Genomic DNA, 16422 nt, shown 5'->3' with positions numbered 1-16422 from the left:
TTCGTTTTGTGTTGTTTCTTCGTTTTGTGTTGTTTCTTCGTTTTGTGTTGTTTCTTCGTTTTGTGTTGTTTCTTCGTTTTGTGTTGTTTCTTCGTTTTGTGTTGTTTCTGCGTTTTGTGTTGTTTCTTCGTTTTGTGTTGTTTCTTCGTTTTGTGTTTTTTCTTCGTTTAATAAACTTAGGAATGCTGAGAAGAATTGGTATAAATCTTGTATTTCTTCCTCCGTCAAGGGAGTCATGCTCGGCTTCGTTTGGACTTTGTTGGCTTTGGAGGACTTTTGAACGTTTGATTTTGAGGTTTTCCCTCCCGTTTGTTGAATGGTATGGGTCAACTCATGGGCTAACAACTCCTGACCACTACTCGACCCAGGATTAAACTTCCCAGAATTAAAGTAAACATCATTCCCGTGAGTAAACGCCTGCGCCCCCAACTCCTTATTCATCTGCACCGCCTGGGAGCCCGTATGTACCCGCACATTACCAAAGTCCGCCCCAAACCGCGACTCCATAAAGTTGCGCGTTTCATCCGGTAGAGGACTTCCCTGACCCTGCTGACTGGCTAAACGACTTTCCAGACCTGGTTTGTTTGAAGATTGGCCTTCTTTATTCTGCACAACAGACTGTGGCTCACCCGTCAATTGTCCCTGACCAACAGAGGTGATAGAATCGGCCAGCGATCGCATTTGAACTTCAGATTCCTCTTGCTTGGGAGCTAATTCAGTTTTCTGAGATATTTTCTGCTCCGTCTCTGGCATGGCCATAACTTTAGCGGCCATGTTGTCTGCTTCTTGTTCGTATTTGTCCCCCGGTTTCCCGACCGTTAGCTTAGTCTGGAACTTAGTCTGAAAAGATTTAGTTTGAACTTTCATCATCCGTTGTAGCGGTGTATCGAGTCGTGCCGCTCTTTGCCTAATCAATGTTTGGAGGTCAAGCTGTTCTGGCCTTCCTTGAACAGACTCATTGGCCTTCATCTGGAGACTTTCTTCTTCCGTCTCTGAGGCTTGTCTTTGAACCGTTTGAGTTTGAGCTGAAGTGCCATAAATATGAGGATTTGCAGCTTGGTATCGTGCCGCCCGTTCTCGCATTGTTTGTATGTCTTGGGGCTGTGGCTGACTTCTAGGAGTTGCTAAAAAAGGACGACTAGCAAATGGACTTCTTTGTCCAGCATGGGTGTTGGTATCAAGTCCACCTATTTTCTTAGGCTTGACAAAATCATGAGTCATGACGATACATCGCGATTAGGCTGCAATACTTATATTCCAATATAACATAATTAAACCCAATTGCCACATAATAGTAGTTAGACTATTTCTGGAGATTAAACTAATGAGTCCTTTATTAACAAAAATATTACAAGAAATTGAGCAGCTTACTATAGAAGAAAAGTTTCAAATCATTACCTATACTACAGAACAATTGAAGCGTCAGACAATTCTTCCCAAAACCTCTAAACATAGTTTGTCTGATTTACGAGGAATATTACCTAATATCTTAGAGGGAAAAGATGCTCAAGAATGGGTTAGCGAATTACGTCAAGAATGGCAACAACGAGAACAATAAATTGTTGAAATTCTATGAAAATTGAGACTGTTTTAGAACAGCTAAATCGGATTTTTTTAGATTCGGCTCCGATTATTTATTATGTTGAAAGCAATCCTAATTATTTTTTAATTATAGATGAGGTATTCAATTATATTGAGTCCCATTCAATCCGTGTTATTACTTCTCCTATTACTTTAGCTGAATGTTTAATTTTACCAACCAGTCAAAAAAATATCTCTGTACAACAACAATTTATCTAATGTTGGCAGAAGACCCGCGTTTTCCTGTAAGGGAGCGTCGGGATGAATGCCAACCTATACTATAATAAAATTACTTAATGTTTTGTTGTGTGATCTGAAAAGTAAGAGGCCAAAACATTGAAGTCCAGATACAAGTACCGTATCTATCCTAATCATGTCCAAATAACCAAATTAAATCAACTATTTGGTTGTTGTAGATACGTTTGGAATAGTACATTAGCACATTGTAACCAAGTATATTCTAACGGCCAAAGAAAACCTAGCTATGTGGACTTGACTAAACAATTTATAACTCAGGCCAAGCAAGAACTGACTTGGTTAAAGGAAGTTGCATCTACTCCATTACAACAATCTCTCAAAGATTTAGATCGGGCATATAAAAACTTCTTTGATAGTTGCAAAGGTAAAAGGAAAGGAATTAAGGTTAAACCACCTAAGTTTAAGTCAAGAAGGTCAAAGCAAACTGCAAGATTTGTAGGTGCTAATTATCAAGTTAGCCAAGATAAAATCTATCTACCAAAAGTAGGTAAGATAAAAATAGTTTGGTCAAGACCATTAGCTAGTAAGCCTACATCTCTAACAATTATTAGAGATTCAGCTAATCGCTATTTTGCCAGTTTTGTAGTAGAAATTAGTCCTGAATCTCTCCCTAAAACTGATAATTATATTGGTATAGACTTAGGCATCTCGACATTTGCAACTTTAAGTAATGGTGAAAAGATACTAGCACCAAAGCCTCTAAAAAAGAATCTAAAGAAATTAGCTAAGTTTCAAAGAAAGTTTGCCAACACTGAGCCAGGCAGTAAACGTCGTGAAAAACATAGACTGAAAATAGCTAGACTACACACCAAAATTAAGGATATTCGTACAGATTTTCTACATAAGTTGTCTACTAATTTAGTAAGAAAGTACAACACGATTGTTTTAGAAGATTTGAATGTGTCTGGAATGGTTCGTAACCGCAAATTAGCCAAAGCAATTATTGATTTAGGTTGGAGACAATTTAGGACTTTGACTGAGGCTAAATGTGAAAAGTATGGTCGTGAGTTTAAGGTAATTAACCGCTGGGAACCTACGAGTCAAAAATGCTCTAATTGTGGTTTTCGTGGTGGCAAGAAAGAATTAAATGTTAGGGAATGGACTTGTCTCAATTGTGGAACTTTCCATGACCGTGATATTAATGCTGCTATTAATATTTTAGAAGTTGTTGAACTGAAAACCAAGGTTGAAACAGTCAAAGAAACAGTAGCAGAAAATCCGATTCAACTATCACTTTTTGGTATAGTCGCGGGCGGGCAGTCCGAGACATTAAACAAGACGAGGAGCAGCCGTAAGACTGGTCGTAAAAAGCCAGCAAGCAGCAATGAGTCGTCTACCCACCCTGAGTCTTTCGTTCAGCTTAGTCTGTTCGATTGATGGATGGGAATCCCGCACTGTACTGTAGGTCAGTGTCGGGAGGATGTCAACGGATAGATAATTCCTTTCTCTAGGCATTGCTTGTAATCCCAAAAAACTCTAGTCAATAATGTGGCCAAATATTGCCATACAAAAGTTCTATGATTTATTTTTCTGAGAGTAGCAGAACAGAAGTAATTAAAGAAAATTCTGCATTTCAAACCTCCCTATTGCAGGAGGTACTGACAACTGATGACTTATAACTGAAATGACAGAACAATCTTTTCCTAAACCTTCACCTAATCCCTTAGATCGTCTTCATGTCACAGACGGTTTAATGATTAATGCTCAAAGGTGGCGTTTAGCTCATCACTATTCTCGCAGACGGCAAAATTTACATTATCAATCCCTAAATCAACCTGGAATTGTTTGTGGGTTAGGGGTACATCCAACTCAAGCACCTCCTGGCGTACAGTCAAAGTTTCAAACGGGGTGGTTGATGATAAAACCAGGAATTGCAATTGATGGTGAGGGAAATCCAATTATTATCGATCGCCCGATGGAATTTAGGATTAACGATCCTAAACCTTCCAAACTTGAACCTATTCTTGTGTATTTAGTAGTCAGTTATGTTGACCCAGAAGAACTAAGCTTGAGAAATGATAATGATGTTGTTCGAGAAATATTTCGGATAGATCAGAAAACTGACCCCCCTAGTCATCTAGAAGTGGAAGTTTGTCGCATAAACTTGCAACCAGGGAATGTTGAAATTAAACAACCCAACGATGTTTTATTTCCTCAAGTTAACGATATAGATTTACGCTATCGAATTATAGCGCGATCGCGACCGGAAATTGTGATTGAAACAGCAATGTTATCCCCTCAAGCTTCTGGAGGAATGATGTCAGAAGCGGAGGGGAAATATTGTCAAGATAATCTTGCTTTTCTGATGCGTTCGGTAGAGTCACTTGACTCCAGAATGCAAGGCATTTCAGAAATTCAACAAATACGCCTTAATCCCAATGAAACCCTTGATTTCGATCTACTATATTTAACTGAACAACAAACTTTTGAGTTGGGGAACGAGCAGATAGAAATATTAGAAAAATATCTAGAAAGTGGAGGAACTGTATTAATTGAAATTCCAATAGATAACGATATTAATCAAAATTATAAAGATTTGACAGATTGGGCAACAGAAGAATTTAATCTTAATTTTATTCATTGGGAAAGACTACTTCCCGAACATTTACTAAAAGTGCATCCATTTCTCTTTGCAATACCTCCTAATATTAATAATGAATCCATTCAACTTTTTGTAGGAGGCGGAATGATTATTATTATTGGCCATTTATCACAAGCCTGGGGAATCAATGAACATATACTACCCCGCAATGAAATTAGAACTGCGCAAGAATTTGGAATTAACCTACTTTATTTTGCTTGGTATAGACGACATCAAACTCAATTGTTAGAGAAATTATCGAGCGAATAATATCAAATCGGTATAAAAAAACAGAGAAACCGGATTTATTAAATACCTCATCATACTAACATCTACCTCCCATAAGAGGATGTTTGAAAAGTATAAATTTTGATTTAGATCCCCCCTACCCCCCTTGAAAAGGGGGGAAATACAAGGTCAAGCCCCCCTTAAGAAGGGGGATTTAGGGGGATCGATGACTTCTCAAACAACCTCTAAACCCGGTTTCTTATAAAACTTCAAATAACCTGTTAATATATTCATCTAAAATTCCTGTACAATATTTAATTCATAAGTACAAAAAGCAGGTTTATATTCTTCAATAATTTCTCGCACTAATGACTCATCAATTTGATTGGGAAACTCAACTTTTAGACGAACAATAAAGTGATAAGCACGCCCACCACCAAGCATTGAATCTTGATTAACACAAGCTTCTCCCAAAACAAATCCTTTCTGAAAATCTTCCCACAAACTAATATGTTTTCCCGCTTCAGGGAGGTCTTCATCAAGGGGTAAACCTGTAAGCAGATGTAAATAGAATCGTAAACCTTTACGAGTTCCATGCCAACGGTAAAGGGTGACTGCATTGCGAATCAAACGACGCTGAATTTGAATGGGCCAGCGAGAATCCATTTTCCAACCTACCCACTGGGCCAGAAAGGGAAGCAATGCTTCAGGTGTGGTTAGAGGGTCAAGATAGGCCCATAAATTATCGGTAGTTTGGATAGCCGGATCGTAGGTTTCTTCCAGGATTTTCAAGAAACGACTGAGGAAATCCGCTTCACGATAAATAACAGGTAAAAACTCAAGATATTCAATGCGGGGACGAATTTTTAAGTCAAAAACTTGATAGCCAATTAATTTTTCATTGGGATTGTTTTTGTAAGCTAAAATTTGAGCAGAATAATTAATTTCTAGTTTGTCATTTTCTGAGTTTATAACTTGTTGATTTTCAAAGAAGTTTTGCGGAAAATTAAACTCTATTTCAATATCTTGTCGCTGTTGAGGGTTAATTGTTAATTGATGGTTAAATCCTTGAACTATTTCTGATTGAGTTGAACCATTATTAATAGTTTCTTGATAAAATTGACACCAATCAGGAGAAATTGTTGGTTGAAATTCAAGTTGCAAATAAAGGGTTAGATGTTCTTCAGACTTATTTTCTAACCGCAGCAGAATTTGACTTGGTTCTCCTGGGAAAACTTGTAGTTCTATTTGGCTTGCATCTACAGTTTGACCGCGAGATATAGCAAACTTTCCCATACTTCTATTATCGGTAAGCTGCATCGCAGTCAATTGCAGGTTAAGAGTTGGAGGAGAGTTTGCTTGAGTCATTTCAGTTATTAGTTATCAGTAGCTTCTAGGTAGAGAAGTAATACAGGAAAAAGATTGAAAAATACTCCAACTCTCCCCACTCTCCCCACTCCCCCCACTCTCCCCACTCTCGATTTTCTGGTCATCCAAGAAATCCATTAATTATCAAGTATTAATTCTATCTCATGAGCGGTTCTCCGTTCCTCATTTTCGTCTTGATTATCCCAAGAACAGACTACTCCAAATTCACTCGGATAAATCACTGGTTCGGGAATAGGTGCAACACTCCAGTTCTCTCGATCTTGTTGACGAATTCCCCTCAGCTCTACCGCTTTTAAATAAAGAACATGGGGAATTTGTTGATAAAATTGTTGACAATAGGCAATTACATCCGATGGATAAACCGGATGTCCTAATGGCCAACCTTGACCTTCAGTTCCCCCTGTAATGGGGTTGAGAAACCGATACAATCGTTTGAGAAATTGAGAGCTAACATATCCTCGATCCGCATCCTGGCCCACAATAATCATTACTTTCACTTTAACCCCAATATATTTCGGTTCCCGCAGCAGAATTTGTACCCCTAAAGGTTTGCGCTCGTTCAAATAATCTTTAATTTTTGTTGCTACTTCATCATTTAGCTTTAGTTCTTGGGGAGATAAACCCCGACTCAAATCCTGAATATCTGCCTGTGGTATTGTTAAAATACACACCTGACCAGGCTTAATGGCATCTGGCTCTGTCCACTGTTTATCCATTTCTATGTTCGCATCCAGACAATGAGCGCGAGCCACATCTACATCCGGAACTCGCATCGCATGGTATTCAAAATCATTGCGAGTAATGGCCCGTTGACTGGAGCGCAATAGTCCCGGAACTCGCAAAATTGCCTTTTCCAGAGACTCTGGTTCCGTACCTCCCGTCGCTGCTTCGTAATTGATTACCTGCTTAACGTAGGGAATTGCTGAACGCAATACTGTCAGCATTTCTGCCTCAACATTACCTTGAGTTCCTCCTCCAGTACGGTAAGCCTTCAGATAAATTTCTGCTCCTGGTGGTGGCACTTGACCATATTGACGCTCTTTAAGATTGCTTTCCGTCTCAACATCCATTGGAGGAAGCGCATTCATAGCAGTTTCTGTCCCGTTAAACTGAGTCCGGAGGCGATCGCTAGTTTGGAAACGAGTTCGTACCTCAGTTTGTCGCCGGAGTTGAGTTGGTTCGCGGATTAGGGGGCCAAATTGAACAATACCCGTTTGAGAATCAATAATGTAATGGCGATCGCTTGCTCTAGAATCTGCAAAATCTGATACTTCTGTCCAAGGTTCGCGGGGTTGACGATCGCCGGGGGGCTGAATTTCAATATACTCTGTACTGGAGCGTTCGAGAACTGGCGTTCCTTGCAATTCAAAGACTTGACCTGGTTTACCGTTACTCACCCCCAGTAGTTCATCTTTAACCCAAACACATTGAGTAGCTGGAACTGCCCCACCAATAGCCCGGATGGACAAACCAAAAATCAAAGGAGAACTACTATAACCGTATTCTTGGGGGTCATTATCCTGCAATTGTCGATAAATACAACGAATCCAATGACCTTGATATTGGCTGTGTAAATTATCCTCTGGCCAATCCCTAGGAAGATGCAAAATCACATCTGCTCCTTGTTCTGGGTTTTGGCCTTGTTGATCAATTTCTGTAAAACTAAATCCGTGGGTGCGATCGTCATTTTCCTGTCGCAAAACGGAAACCCATTCTTGGCCATTCCAAGCTTCCCAACGTCGAGGCGGATTTTTCGGATCGATGCCAGTAGCAGCAGCAGCTTGTCCTTTAAATGTGATAGCGAGAATATTACCTTCAATGGAATTTTCTTCACCTGTTGCTTTCGGTTTAATCACAAGATAAAAACAATTACCCCGTTGGGGTTGTTGCTCGAAAACTGGGGTGCGAATTGTACTGAGCCATTCTCCATCTTCTTCCTGACTCCAAAGCGATCGCGTCCTAGGGAAAATAGGTTCTAAAATATCGTTACTGAGGTTTCCATGATTATGATATTCTCTGGCTTTCAAAAAACATTCGAGCCGAGGAATTCCGATTAATAAATTCCGATCTGTGCTAAAAATAATAGATTCTTCTGTTTCTGTGCGTTCTGTGGAAACTTCTGTGCCAGCAGGAATGGAAAAGGGTATATTCTGTGCTTTTGTCAGTTCAAAGGTAATCAATGTTCGCGCTGCTGCTGGAGGTTGTAAACGAATTCCCAACATTTCCAGAAATACAATATAATTGCGTAGCGGAACTTGATTAAATCGATATAACATCTGGTCTGTTAACCAGGAAAACAGTTCAATCATTGTAATCCCTGGATCGCTTGGATTATGGTTTGTCCACTCTGGACAATAGCGAGGAATGCGCAGCAAACATTCCTGTACTAAGTCTTCAAATTTGCGATCGTCAAGATTTGGTTTGGGTAAATTAGGCAAGAAATCGAAGTTGACCATAATTGTTAATATTAAATGTTAATACAGAGTAGATTTAAAATATCTGCAACTTAGAAAAAAAATGACTGTATTGATTACATTTTAGAGAAAATAATTGCCTTCATTAAACTGATATTTCAGGACTTACGCAGGTGAACCCAGAAACCCGGTTTCTCGTAGATGTCTATTGCTCAAAACAACGATTTATCGTAGAAACCGGGTTTCTTTGCGTAAGTCCTAATTTATTTAAGCTTTTTTTTTTCAGAACTGATTAACCAATTGATTATGGTTGTACATGGATTATATGTATTATATTAAATTAACTTCAACTAAAATATAACATCGATCTATCGAACATAAATTACATGATAATTGTAATTATAAATATCTTTTTGATATACAAAACTAAATTTATTAGTAGTGCAATTCCACACTTAATATGTTGTGGTTAATATTCATATTACTCGAAATATTCCAAATTATATTATGTTTGGTATAACAGTTATAATTAGGCTCGTAGTTTTACTCTAGCAATAATACTAAGTCATGTAAGAGCTAGGGCAAAACTACAAACAAAAACTTTATTGTAAGTAATTATCCGAACATGATATTACTTCTGGTTATTAAAGTAAGCATTCAGCTATTAGCAGTCAGCAATCAGCTTTTTTGTTGTTAAGGCATTAAATACATTTACTATGGATAGTTAAGGTTTTCATATATACTTTAAACTTTACTTAAGCAAGGATTTCAGCGTTTCAATATTGCCATCTAACTTCCTATATATCAGAAGCTAATGGCTAATAGCTGACAGCTAAATGCTTACTTATTAACTACTTGCTTCTAGGTAAAATGGATAAACAAAACTACGACTTTCAAAACTATTTTTAGGTTGATAGATAATTTCTAATTCTACCATTCCTCTAATCGGATCTGGGTTCGTTCGGACTTCTTTGAGAATAATACGCGGTTCCCACATTTCTAAAGCTTCTTCGACATAGAGACGCAGAAGTAAAAGGGTTTCACGGTTCAGCGGTGCAAATACCAATTCTGAGAGGCGAGAACCAAAATCAGGACGATAAACTCGTTCTCCAATATCGGTAGTGAGGATAATCCAAATAGACTCTTCAATATTGCGAGTGGATGAACTGAGCAATACTCCTCCAGTAACACTGGTTTGACCCGGAAAGGCGATGCCCGATCCGATATAATCTTGAGGTTGATTGTTATTTGCAAGGGGCATTTTGGTCTTTAATTATCATTAATTGAATTACCAATGCTTACTATATTAAGCTATATCTAGAGTCAGCAAAAGTCTTTTTATTAACTCAAGCTAAAAATTTGGGAAGTGGCCATGAATCCAATTGACAAATCGCAGCACTTTCACGCAATTTATAAGCAAACTGAGGAACTAACTGAACTGGGTGATAGTCGTTTGTCCCAAGAGACAGTTGAGTCGATTTTATCAATTGCTCAAGTAATGACAAAAATTGGGCAAAACTGCAATGGTTTCCAAGTAGAAATTCAACAACAGTTAGAACCTCGTGCTACAGCCGTTAATCAAATTGAAACATTAAAGAAAGTTCAAGAACAATTAAGCCGAATTATTGAAGTTACTCAAGGCAGTGCTAGACCATCAAAAACGATTCAAGATTTAATTTTATCCTTGGATAAATGGCGAGAAAATTTTATAGCCATGCTGCATAAAATTGAAATAGCCGAACAAGAAGTGCGAGTTAAACAAAAAAGATTAAATCTTGATTTAGAGTTAAAGGATATGCAAAATAAAGTTCTTAATAGCTCCTATAATAACACTCAAAAACTAGAATTATTAAAAGAGTTATTAAACTTTGAACAAAAATTACAATCTTTCCCAAATTCATTTCAGGGAGTTGTAAATTGGAAAGATTTAGAACAAGAGATCGACCAATTAACAGAACAAGTACAGGCTGTAAAAATTGAATTATAGCGCTAGGGAATAGGGAATAGGGAATAGTAAATTGTCAAAGGGTTTTCCGACGGAATGCTGCGCAAACAGGATTTAGAAATGTCAAGAGCCTTAATAAGTAGCGCTATATAATAAATATATTTTCTGAAAAATTGGGAATTATCGCCCTAGAAATAACTTGGTAGTTTAGTAAAAAGTTTTCTTTCACAATCTTAAGTTATTCGTTAATTAAAGCCTGATTTAGCTTCTGACAATGCACATCGTTAGGTAATTTATCCAAAGTTCAATAACCCAACGAAACTTTAGAATAAAAATTAGAAATTTTAAACTGATTAATGAAACAGAATCTTGGCAAAAGTTACAAAATAATGGCTGTGATTATAATGATTCCGTGGCTGGTATTTGGTTTAGCAATACCTGTCTCCTCCCAACTTCCTAAAGTAGTAAAAAAATTACAGCAAAAAGGAGAATGTCGTGGTTGTAATTTGAAAGACACAGATCTTCGGGGTTTATTTCTTCAGAATGTAGATTTAAGGAAAGCAAAACTCAGAGGAGCAAATCTTAGAGGGGCAAATTTGATGAATGCTGACCTCCGAAAAGCTGATTTACGAGATGTCGATCTGCGAGATACAAATCTACAAAATGCTGACTTACGCCAAGCAAAATTAGCAGGAGCTAACCTCATAAATACTCAATTAGATGAAGAATTAGTCGATCCAAAATGGTATCTAGTTTGGCAAATTGTCAATCATTCAAAAGCTTGGACACAGGACTTAAGCGGTCAAAATTTAGCAGGTGCTAATTTAGAGAATGTTAACTTCAGCAAAACTCAACTGGTAAAAACCAATTTAGAAGGTGCAAATCTTAAGGGAGCCAAACTAGATAATGCAAATTTGACCTATGCTAAACTGCGACGAGCCAATTTATTTGTTGCGAATTTAAGTCATGCAGAATTGAGTTATGCCGATTTAGGATATACTGACCTTAGTTATGCAAATTTAAGCCATGCGAATTTAAGTTATGTAGATTTGAGTCATGCAAATGTTAACTATGCCAACTTCAGTCATGCAAACTTAAAAGGAATTAACTTAAATAAAGTTGTTATAGAGAATGTTAATTTTACAGATGTTAAGGGACTTCCTAGAATTTACAATAGACATCTCCAGAAACGAGGGATTAGGGAGTAGGGAGCATGGGGAGTAGGGGAGTAGGGGGAGTAGGGGAGTAGGGGAGTAGTAATTTTTTTGCTATACTCAGCAGCGAAAATACTAACTTTTTGATTTTTCGGGAACCGTGCATTAAGAGCTGAAACAGGCGTACTTTTTACCGACCTAAAAAGGCTAAAACCTGTTATCTGTAAATACTTTGAGATTTAATCTGCAAGCAGGCTTAATGCTAGAGAAGCTGTAATTTAGTGCCAAGCTCAACCAAAACCCTTGCCAAACAAAGCTTGTATAACTAAGTTGTTAATTGCTTGTTGGCTACCACTCATTGTATTTTTCAGGTTTTAATTTCATGCTTATTGGTAAACATGAAAAACCATATACTTCATGCCAGGCAAGCTTTTTTTAGATTTTGAGAGTTTTACTGAAATCAGTTAGCAACTACAAGTTGGCACTAAAAATCAGCTTCTCTAGTTTTAGCCCTCATTGGGGTCTATTCCCAAATCCTCACAAACTCCTATCAAGATTTCCTTTGCAGTACCCGGTGCCAGAGTTGCCACAGGAAGTCTTTCAGATTTTAGAGATTGAGCGATCGCTTCACAGAGATTTGATTTACCTGAGCTTGCCTCCCCAGTTATGTATAAAGATTGCCCTTTTTTCAATAAACCAACTATTTTTTCCTTTAAGTGACTTCTTGGATGAATAGAATTAGAATTATTGTTTCCTCCTGATACTTTCGGAGCTAATCCATTTCTGGTCAAAATTGAGCTGTTTATCATTCTATTGTGAGCCTTATAAGCATTTTTGCTTAATCTAACACAGACTCAAAAAAAGGCTGCAATTTTGTTATTAATGTTTTCTTAATAATATGCTGAGGGCGTATTGGCAACCAATTGGTCACAATATGCTGATTACCAGAAAATATGGAAAATATGGAAGTGTAAAAAATTTTTCTAATTTTGATTTATCAGGCTTCTTTTAATTAAACTCTTCGTAATTTGTCAAAAAATAGTTCAAGCATAGGCTAATTTTTAGGGCTTAATAGCCCTTTTTTTTGTGCCAAATTTTCTATTTCAGCAAACACTTGTTACTTTTTTTACTTTTTGTGATTATGATTTACCTGAGCTTACTTGTCCACTTATAAATAAAGATTTTTTTAATAATTTGACTATCTTTTTTAAGCAATATTTCCTTGAGAAAGGCAAAATAAAGACAATCTTTGTCTTGTCTTTATTTTAGCAATTTGATTATTTTTTTTAAGCTATTTGTCGTAGTTTATTTCGTTGACAAAATAAACTGCATAGCTAATAATACTTAAGAATTATTACTTAGCTATTCGGTGATAGTTAATTAAAATTACACAGATAAGCACAGAAATACACAAACACAAAATGGCTAATATAGTTGGTACAAACGGAAACAATTTTCTTAGGGGAACTAACCGTAGCGACAATATCAGGGGTTTGGGTGGCAATGACCGTCTTTTAGGCCGTAGGGGCAATGACAGACTTTCCGGTGGTACTGGCAAGGACACCCTTTCTGGTGATGCTGGCAATGACACCCTTAACGGTGGTACTGGTAATGACACTCTTAACGGTGACCGTGGTAATGACAGGCTTAACGGCGGTTTTGGCAATGACAGACTTTCCGGTGGTACTGGCAAGGACAGGCTTAACGGCGATTTTGGCAATGACACCCTTAACGGTGGTACTGGTAATGACACTCTTAACGGTGACCGTGGTAATGACAGGCTTAACGGCGGTTTTGGCAATGACAGACTTTCCGGTGGTACTGGCAAGGACACCCTTTCCGGCAGTACTGGCAAGGACACCCTTTCCGGCGGTACTGGCAATGACATTCTTAACGGTGGCAGGGGTGATGACATCCTTAACGGTGGCAGGGGTGATGACATCCTTAACGGTGGCAGGGGTGATGACATCCTTAGAGGTGGCTTCGGCAAAGATATTTTTAGACTTTCCCGTGGACATGGGACTGATATCATTTTAGATTTTAGGGCACAAAACGAGAAGATAGACTTAGTTGGTTTATCGAGTGATGACTTAAATCTTGTTGCAAGTGGTAACAACACATTATTAAAAGTTATTGGCACTGGAGAGGTGCTAGCCCAACTTAATAATGTAAGCGTAGCAGATTTGGATTCATCAAATTTCATTTGATTAAATTTTTAATAGTTTGTCAAGAAATAGTCCAAGCGTAAATTAATTTTCAGGGTTTAATAACCCTTTTTTTTGTGCCAAAATCCTTAGAAAATTTTCAGCGTCTTGGTCAGACAGCGAATTAAAAATCTTTGATAAAGACTTAGAATTTACATCCCTCTTTCCGGCTTTAAAGTCGTGAACTCTTGAGTATGTCAAACCACTTCTCTCTGTAATTTTTTTTAATGATTCTTGAGACTCTTTAAGGGTGGTTCTCATAGCTTCAGCAAACATATCTTTTTTCGGTTTGTCTTTTTAGTGAATAATATATTTGGCTTAATGCTAGAGAAGCTGTAATTTAGTGCCAAGCTCAACCAAAACCCTTGCCAAACAAAGCTTGTATAACTAAGTTGTTAATTGCTTGTTGGCTACCACTCATTGTATTTTTCAGGTTTTAATTTCATGCTTATTGGTAAACATGAAAAACCATATACTTCATGCCAGGCAAGCTTTTTTTAGATTTTGAGAGTTTTACTGAAATCAGTTAGCAACTACAAGTTGGCACTAAAAATCAGCTTCTCTAGTTTTAGCCCAAGCCCTAATTAGGACACGCTAACTAGCTTTTCTTTTTGTCCAAAATCAAAGATTTTTAGTTTTATTGAGGGCTATCTATCTGACTAATACCAACTACGAGTTTGGATTAATTTTTTTAATTTCTCTAACCCACTCTCGACGACTGAAATGTTCTAAATTCAAAATATTTTCTAAAGACCAATGAAAATGAAAAGCAAGATAAGCTACCTCCTCACGGAGTTGTTCTGAGGGGTAGCTTATGACTCCCCCGACAGTGCTAAATCAACTCTAAAATTATGATTACATTGAGGACATTGAACTCCAAAATAAGCGTGATTTTGTTGATTAATCCGATTATAAAACTCCCGCAAATAAGCCAGATCCACTGTAAATAAATTTTCTAATATTTCTGGTGTTAATGAGGATAAAGTTCCTAACAGAGTAATCACTCTTGACAAGCGAACTAAAACACTATATATAGGTTCAGTTTGAGCGCGACTATTTTTCTGAACAATAATTTCGTCTTTTGCTGTGGCTAACCGCATTATGCCTTGACGATGAATATTTCCTTCCTCATCAATTAATCCTTTTGGGAGTGTAAAATTGAATTCTGTTGGGGGTATGTTTGAAGAGATCATTCTTCTTTTTGATTACTTAAATTATTTTCTTCTAAATCGTTAATATTACGATAAAAATTAATTAAATAGTCTAAATCACAAGCATATAAATTTTCAATAATCACAGGATTAATCTCATCTAATGCACCAAGACGAGTTACAACCCTAGATAAAATTATCACTGTTGCATAAGCAGGGTTTAACTTCACACGGGGATCGCGCAGAGGCACAATTTCATCAATTGCTTTTGCTAAACGCATAATTCCAATCCGATGAACATTGCCATCAGAATCCAAATATCCTTTGGGTAAAGTAAATTCAAACTCGGTTTGCCACATTAGAAACTTGGGTTCGCCTTAAGATTTCAACTGCTAATTCTAGTTCTTCAATTTCAATCTCGCTACTGTTTGCACTGACATCCATTGCACTATAACGAGTTGGCCATGCCCCTCTAAATTCAAACCGAGCTTGTTCATCACCTGCTTGATCGTAGATGACAAGAGAACCATCCCGCAATTGTTGGCCCCAGTTCCCCTCTTCCACAGCATTAAACCACTTCCAAAGGGTTAGGGAATTAGTCATACCTCGTCGTAAAACAATGTTCTCCGTCTTGGCGTAACCGGGAATTTTTGTCCGAACAATTCGGCCTACTTTAGCAGGTTTACTGCCCCATTGTTGGGGCGTAACCTCACAAAATTCAACGACTTCCTGAGAACGTTTAAATCCTTTACATTCCAGAAATATCGCATCTACAGGTTCTTCACTGCCATCTAATTTAAGTTCTAAATAGAAACGGGAAGCTGTTAGCATTTCCGGAAGTTTACCCACAGCCCCGTTTAATCCTTGAGTGTTGTTTTTCGGCATTCTATTGAACTCGCTTGACTCCCTCGTGAACTATTTCCAAGCTTTCATTTGCCATGTTCGTATCTCCAGCAGAAAAACTGGGGCCTTCATATTTACAAGGATAGGCATTGACAATTTCCCAGCGGGCTTGAATATTTCCCCCCTGGTCATAGGCACTAACAGAAGCTGCTTTTCGATTGCTATCCCAGGATGAAGTTCCTCCATCATTTGTGTTGCAGTCTTTGTACCAGGTATAGAGGTCTTTGTCAGTGGTTGCCACTAACTTCACTGTGACATTGCTAAATTTTTCATTAGTCGGTGTAGCTTGACGGGTTTTTTTACCTTGTTTGGTAGAACCCAACACACCCCCGTCTCCAGCGACAGGAGACTCAACCGACAAACCTGCAACCTCTAGAATTTGCTTTTCTGTAATGCCATCAGCCTCAAAGTAAAATTTACAGGCAGTCAGCAATTCACCCATAATGCTTCAACTCCTTTTAACGTAGAAAAAATGATTGAATTATCTATACAAATTAATTTTTGCCTCACAAAAAAATGTGATTGAATCTTTGGAAATATATTTATTAGCATCTCCAGAAAAGAGGGAACAGGGAACAGGGGAAAATAATTGATCAATTATCAATAATAATTGA

Annotated in this window: 18 protein-coding genes; 7 read left to right on the top strand and 11 right to left on the bottom strand. The window is 37.7% G+C overall.

Annotation, left to right across the window (positions count from 1 at the left end; all coding sequences use genetic code 11):
- On the bottom strand, positions 1-1221 hold a 1221-nt coding region (locus ACP6PK_RS20475; protein ID WP_426562171.1), incomplete at its 3' end, for an eCIS core domain-containing protein.
- A gap of 103 nt (positions 1222-1324) precedes the next feature.
- Here ACP6PK_RS20475 and ACP6PK_RS20470 point away from each other — a divergent pair.
- The 4 genes from ACP6PK_RS20470 to ACP6PK_RS20455 all read left to right on the top strand — a co-directional run bounded on the left by ACP6PK_RS20470 (position 1325) and on the right by ACP6PK_RS20455 (position 4690).
- A complete protein-coding gene (locus tag ACP6PK_RS20470) occupies positions 1325-1558 on the top strand; it encodes a hypothetical protein (protein WP_426562169.1) in 234 nt (77 codons plus the stop codon).
- A gap of 14 nt (positions 1559-1572) precedes the next feature.
- Positions 1573-1800, top strand: coding sequence for a type II toxin-antitoxin system VapC family toxin (locus ACP6PK_RS20465; protein ID WP_426562167.1), 228 nt, complete (start codon positions 1573-1575; stop codon positions 1798-1800).
- A gap of 117 nt (positions 1801-1917) precedes the next feature.
- The gene (locus ACP6PK_RS20460) at positions 1918-3216 is read left to right on the top strand and encodes an RNA-guided endonuclease InsQ/TnpB family protein (RefSeq protein ID WP_426562165.1); all 1299 of its coding nucleotides are present in this window, start codon (positions 1918-1920) and stop codon (positions 3214-3216) included.
- A gap of 247 nt (positions 3217-3463) precedes the next feature.
- Positions 3464-4690, top strand: coding sequence for a DUF4159 domain-containing protein (locus tag ACP6PK_RS20455; RefSeq protein WP_426562163.1), 1227 nt, complete (start codon positions 3464-3466; stop codon positions 4688-4690).
- Positions 4691-4942: 252 nt separating this feature from the next.
- Here ACP6PK_RS20455 and ACP6PK_RS20450 read toward each other — a convergent pair whose 3' ends face one another.
- From ACP6PK_RS20450 to ACP6PK_RS20440, 3 genes are all read right to left on the bottom strand, one after another.
- On the bottom strand, positions 4943-6016 hold the full coding sequence (locus ACP6PK_RS20450; protein ID WP_426562161.1) for a phage tail protein: 1074 nt from the start codon (positions 6014-6016) through the stop codon (positions 4943-4945).
- Positions 6017-6153: 137 nt separating this feature from the next.
- Complete coding sequence (locus ACP6PK_RS20445) at positions 6154-8493, bottom strand: putative baseplate assembly protein (RefSeq protein WP_426562159.1); 2340 nt, start codon at positions 8491-8493, stop codon at positions 6154-6156.
- Positions 8494-9298: 805 nt separating this feature from the next.
- Entirely contained in the window at positions 9299-9712 is a 414-nt protein-coding gene (locus ACP6PK_RS20440) for a GPW/gp25 family protein (RefSeq protein ID WP_426562157.1), read from the bottom strand.
- A 111-nt stretch (positions 9713-9823) separates the two neighbouring features.
- On the opposite strand from ACP6PK_RS20440, the gene ACP6PK_RS20435 reads away from it, so the two are divergent.
- Together ACP6PK_RS20435 and ACP6PK_RS20430 are read left to right on the top strand one after the other, a co-directional pair.
- Positions 9824-10438, top strand: a complete 615-nt coding sequence (locus ACP6PK_RS20435) for a hypothetical protein (protein WP_426562155.1) — start codon at positions 9824-9826, stop codon at positions 10436-10438.
- 314 nt (positions 10439-10752) lie between these two features.
- The gene (locus ACP6PK_RS20430) at positions 10753-11604 is read left to right on the top strand and encodes a pentapeptide repeat-containing protein (protein ID WP_426562153.1); all 852 of its coding nucleotides are present in this window, start codon (positions 10753-10755) and stop codon (positions 11602-11604) included.
- Positions 11605-12056: 452 nt separating this feature from the next.
- Here the strand turns inward: ACP6PK_RS20430 and ACP6PK_RS20425 are convergent, their stop codons facing one another.
- The gene (locus ACP6PK_RS20425) at positions 12057-12359 is read right to left on the bottom strand and encodes a DEAD/DEAH box helicase family protein (protein ID WP_094671055.1); all 303 of its coding nucleotides are present in this window, start codon (positions 12357-12359) and stop codon (positions 12057-12059) included.
- A gap of 612 nt (positions 12360-12971) precedes the next feature.
- Here ACP6PK_RS20425 and ACP6PK_RS20420 point away from each other — a divergent pair.
- A complete protein-coding gene (locus ACP6PK_RS20420; protein ID WP_426562151.1) occupies positions 12972-13757 on the top strand; it encodes a calcium-binding protein in 786 nt (261 codons plus the stop codon).
- A 42-nt stretch (positions 13758-13799) separates the two neighbouring features.
- Here the strand turns inward: ACP6PK_RS20420 and ACP6PK_RS20415 are convergent, their stop codons facing one another.
- The 6 genes from ACP6PK_RS20415 to ACP6PK_RS20390 all read right to left on the bottom strand — a co-directional run bounded on the left by ACP6PK_RS20415 (position 13800) and on the right by ACP6PK_RS20390 (position 16250).
- Entirely contained in the window at positions 13800-14030 is a 231-nt protein-coding gene (locus tag ACP6PK_RS20415) for a hypothetical protein (RefSeq protein ID WP_426562149.1), read from the bottom strand.
- 393 nt (positions 14031-14423) lie between these two features.
- A complete protein-coding gene (locus ACP6PK_RS20410; RefSeq protein WP_426562187.1) occupies positions 14424-14570 on the bottom strand; it encodes a DUF6760 family protein in 147 nt (48 codons plus the stop codon).
- Positions 14567-14947, bottom strand: coding sequence for a phage tail assembly protein (locus tag ACP6PK_RS20405; RefSeq protein ID WP_094677980.1), 381 nt, complete (start codon positions 14945-14947; stop codon positions 14567-14569). Before ACP6PK_RS20405 ends, ACP6PK_RS20410 begins: the two co-directional genes overlap by 4 nt.
- Positions 14944-15264 (bottom strand): hypothetical protein, encoded by a 321-nt coding sequence (locus ACP6PK_RS20400; protein ID WP_094677982.1) that lies wholly within the window; start codon positions 15262-15264, stop codon positions 14944-14946. The genes ACP6PK_RS20405 and ACP6PK_RS20400 overlap by 4 nt, the downstream gene beginning before the upstream one ends.
- A complete protein-coding gene (locus tag ACP6PK_RS20395; RefSeq protein WP_426562146.1) occupies positions 15245-15790 on the bottom strand; it encodes a phage tail protein in 546 nt (181 codons plus the stop codon). The genes ACP6PK_RS20400 and ACP6PK_RS20395 overlap by 20 nt, the downstream gene beginning before the upstream one ends.
- 1 nt (position 15791) lies before the next feature.
- Entirely contained in the window at positions 15792-16250 is a 459-nt protein-coding gene (locus ACP6PK_RS20390; protein ID WP_094677986.1) for a phage tail protein, read from the bottom strand.
- Positions 16251-16422 lie beyond the last annotated feature (172 nt).

It is taken from the genome of Dapis hubbardiae BLCC-M172 (assembly GCF_050016015.1).
Taxonomy (GTDB): domain Bacteria; phylum Cyanobacteriota; class Cyanobacteriia; order Cyanobacteriales; family Microcoleaceae; genus Trichodesmium.
This window is presented reverse-complemented; position numbering and strand designations above follow the sequence as displayed.

Excerpts from the sequence above, each read along its gene's own strand:
- ACP6PK_RS20470 (WP_426562169.1), top strand. The coding sequence starts at position 1,325 with ATGAGTCCTTTATTAACAAAAATATTACAAGAAATTGAGCAGCTTACT.
- ACP6PK_RS20465 (WP_426562167.1), top strand. The coding sequence starts at position 1,573 with ATGAAAATTGAGACTGTTTTAGAACAGCTAAATCGGATTTTTTTAGAT.
- ACP6PK_RS20455 (WP_426562163.1), top strand. The coding sequence starts at position 3,464 with ATGACAGAACAATCTTTTCCTAAACCTTCACCTAATCCCTTAGATCGT.
- ACP6PK_RS20450 (WP_426562161.1), bottom strand. The coding sequence starts at position 6,016 with ATGACTCAAGCAAACTCTCCTCCAACTCTTAACCTGCAATTGACTGCG.
- ACP6PK_RS20445 (WP_426562159.1), bottom strand. The coding sequence starts at position 8,493 with ATGGTCAACTTCGATTTCTTGCCTAATTTACCCAAACCAAATCTTGAC.
- ACP6PK_RS20440 (WP_426562157.1), bottom strand. The coding sequence starts at position 9,712 with ATGCCCCTTGCAAATAACAATCAACCTCAAGATTATATCGGATCGGGC.
- ACP6PK_RS20435 (WP_426562155.1), top strand. The coding sequence starts at position 9,824 with ATGAATCCAATTGACAAATCGCAGCACTTTCACGCAATTTATAAGCAA.
- ACP6PK_RS20430 (WP_426562153.1), top strand. The coding sequence starts at position 10,753 with ATGAAACAGAATCTTGGCAAAAGTTACAAAATAATGGCTGTGATTATA.
- ACP6PK_RS20425 (WP_094671055.1), bottom strand. The coding sequence starts at position 12,359 with ATGATAAACAGCTCAATTTTGACCAGAAATGGATTAGCTCCGAAAGTA.
- ACP6PK_RS20420 (WP_426562151.1), top strand. The coding sequence starts at position 12,972 with ATGGCTAATATAGTTGGTACAAACGGAAACAATTTTCTTAGGGGAACT.
- ACP6PK_RS20415 (WP_426562149.1), bottom strand. The coding sequence starts at position 14,030 with ATGTTTGCTGAAGCTATGAGAACCACCCTTAAAGAGTCTCAAGAATCA.
- ACP6PK_RS20405 (WP_094677980.1), bottom strand. The coding sequence starts at position 14,947 with ATGATCTCTTCAAACATACCCCCAACAGAATTCAATTTTACACTCCCA.
- ACP6PK_RS20400 (WP_094677982.1), bottom strand. The coding sequence starts at position 15,264 with ATGTGGCAAACCGAGTTTGAATTTACTTTACCCAAAGGATATTTGGAT.
- ACP6PK_RS20395 (WP_426562146.1), bottom strand. The coding sequence starts at position 15,790 with ATGCCGAAAAACAACACTCAAGGATTAAACGGGGCTGTGGGTAAACTT.
- ACP6PK_RS20390 (WP_094677986.1), bottom strand. The coding sequence starts at position 16,250 with ATGGGTGAATTGCTGACTGCCTGTAAATTTTACTTTGAGGCTGATGGC.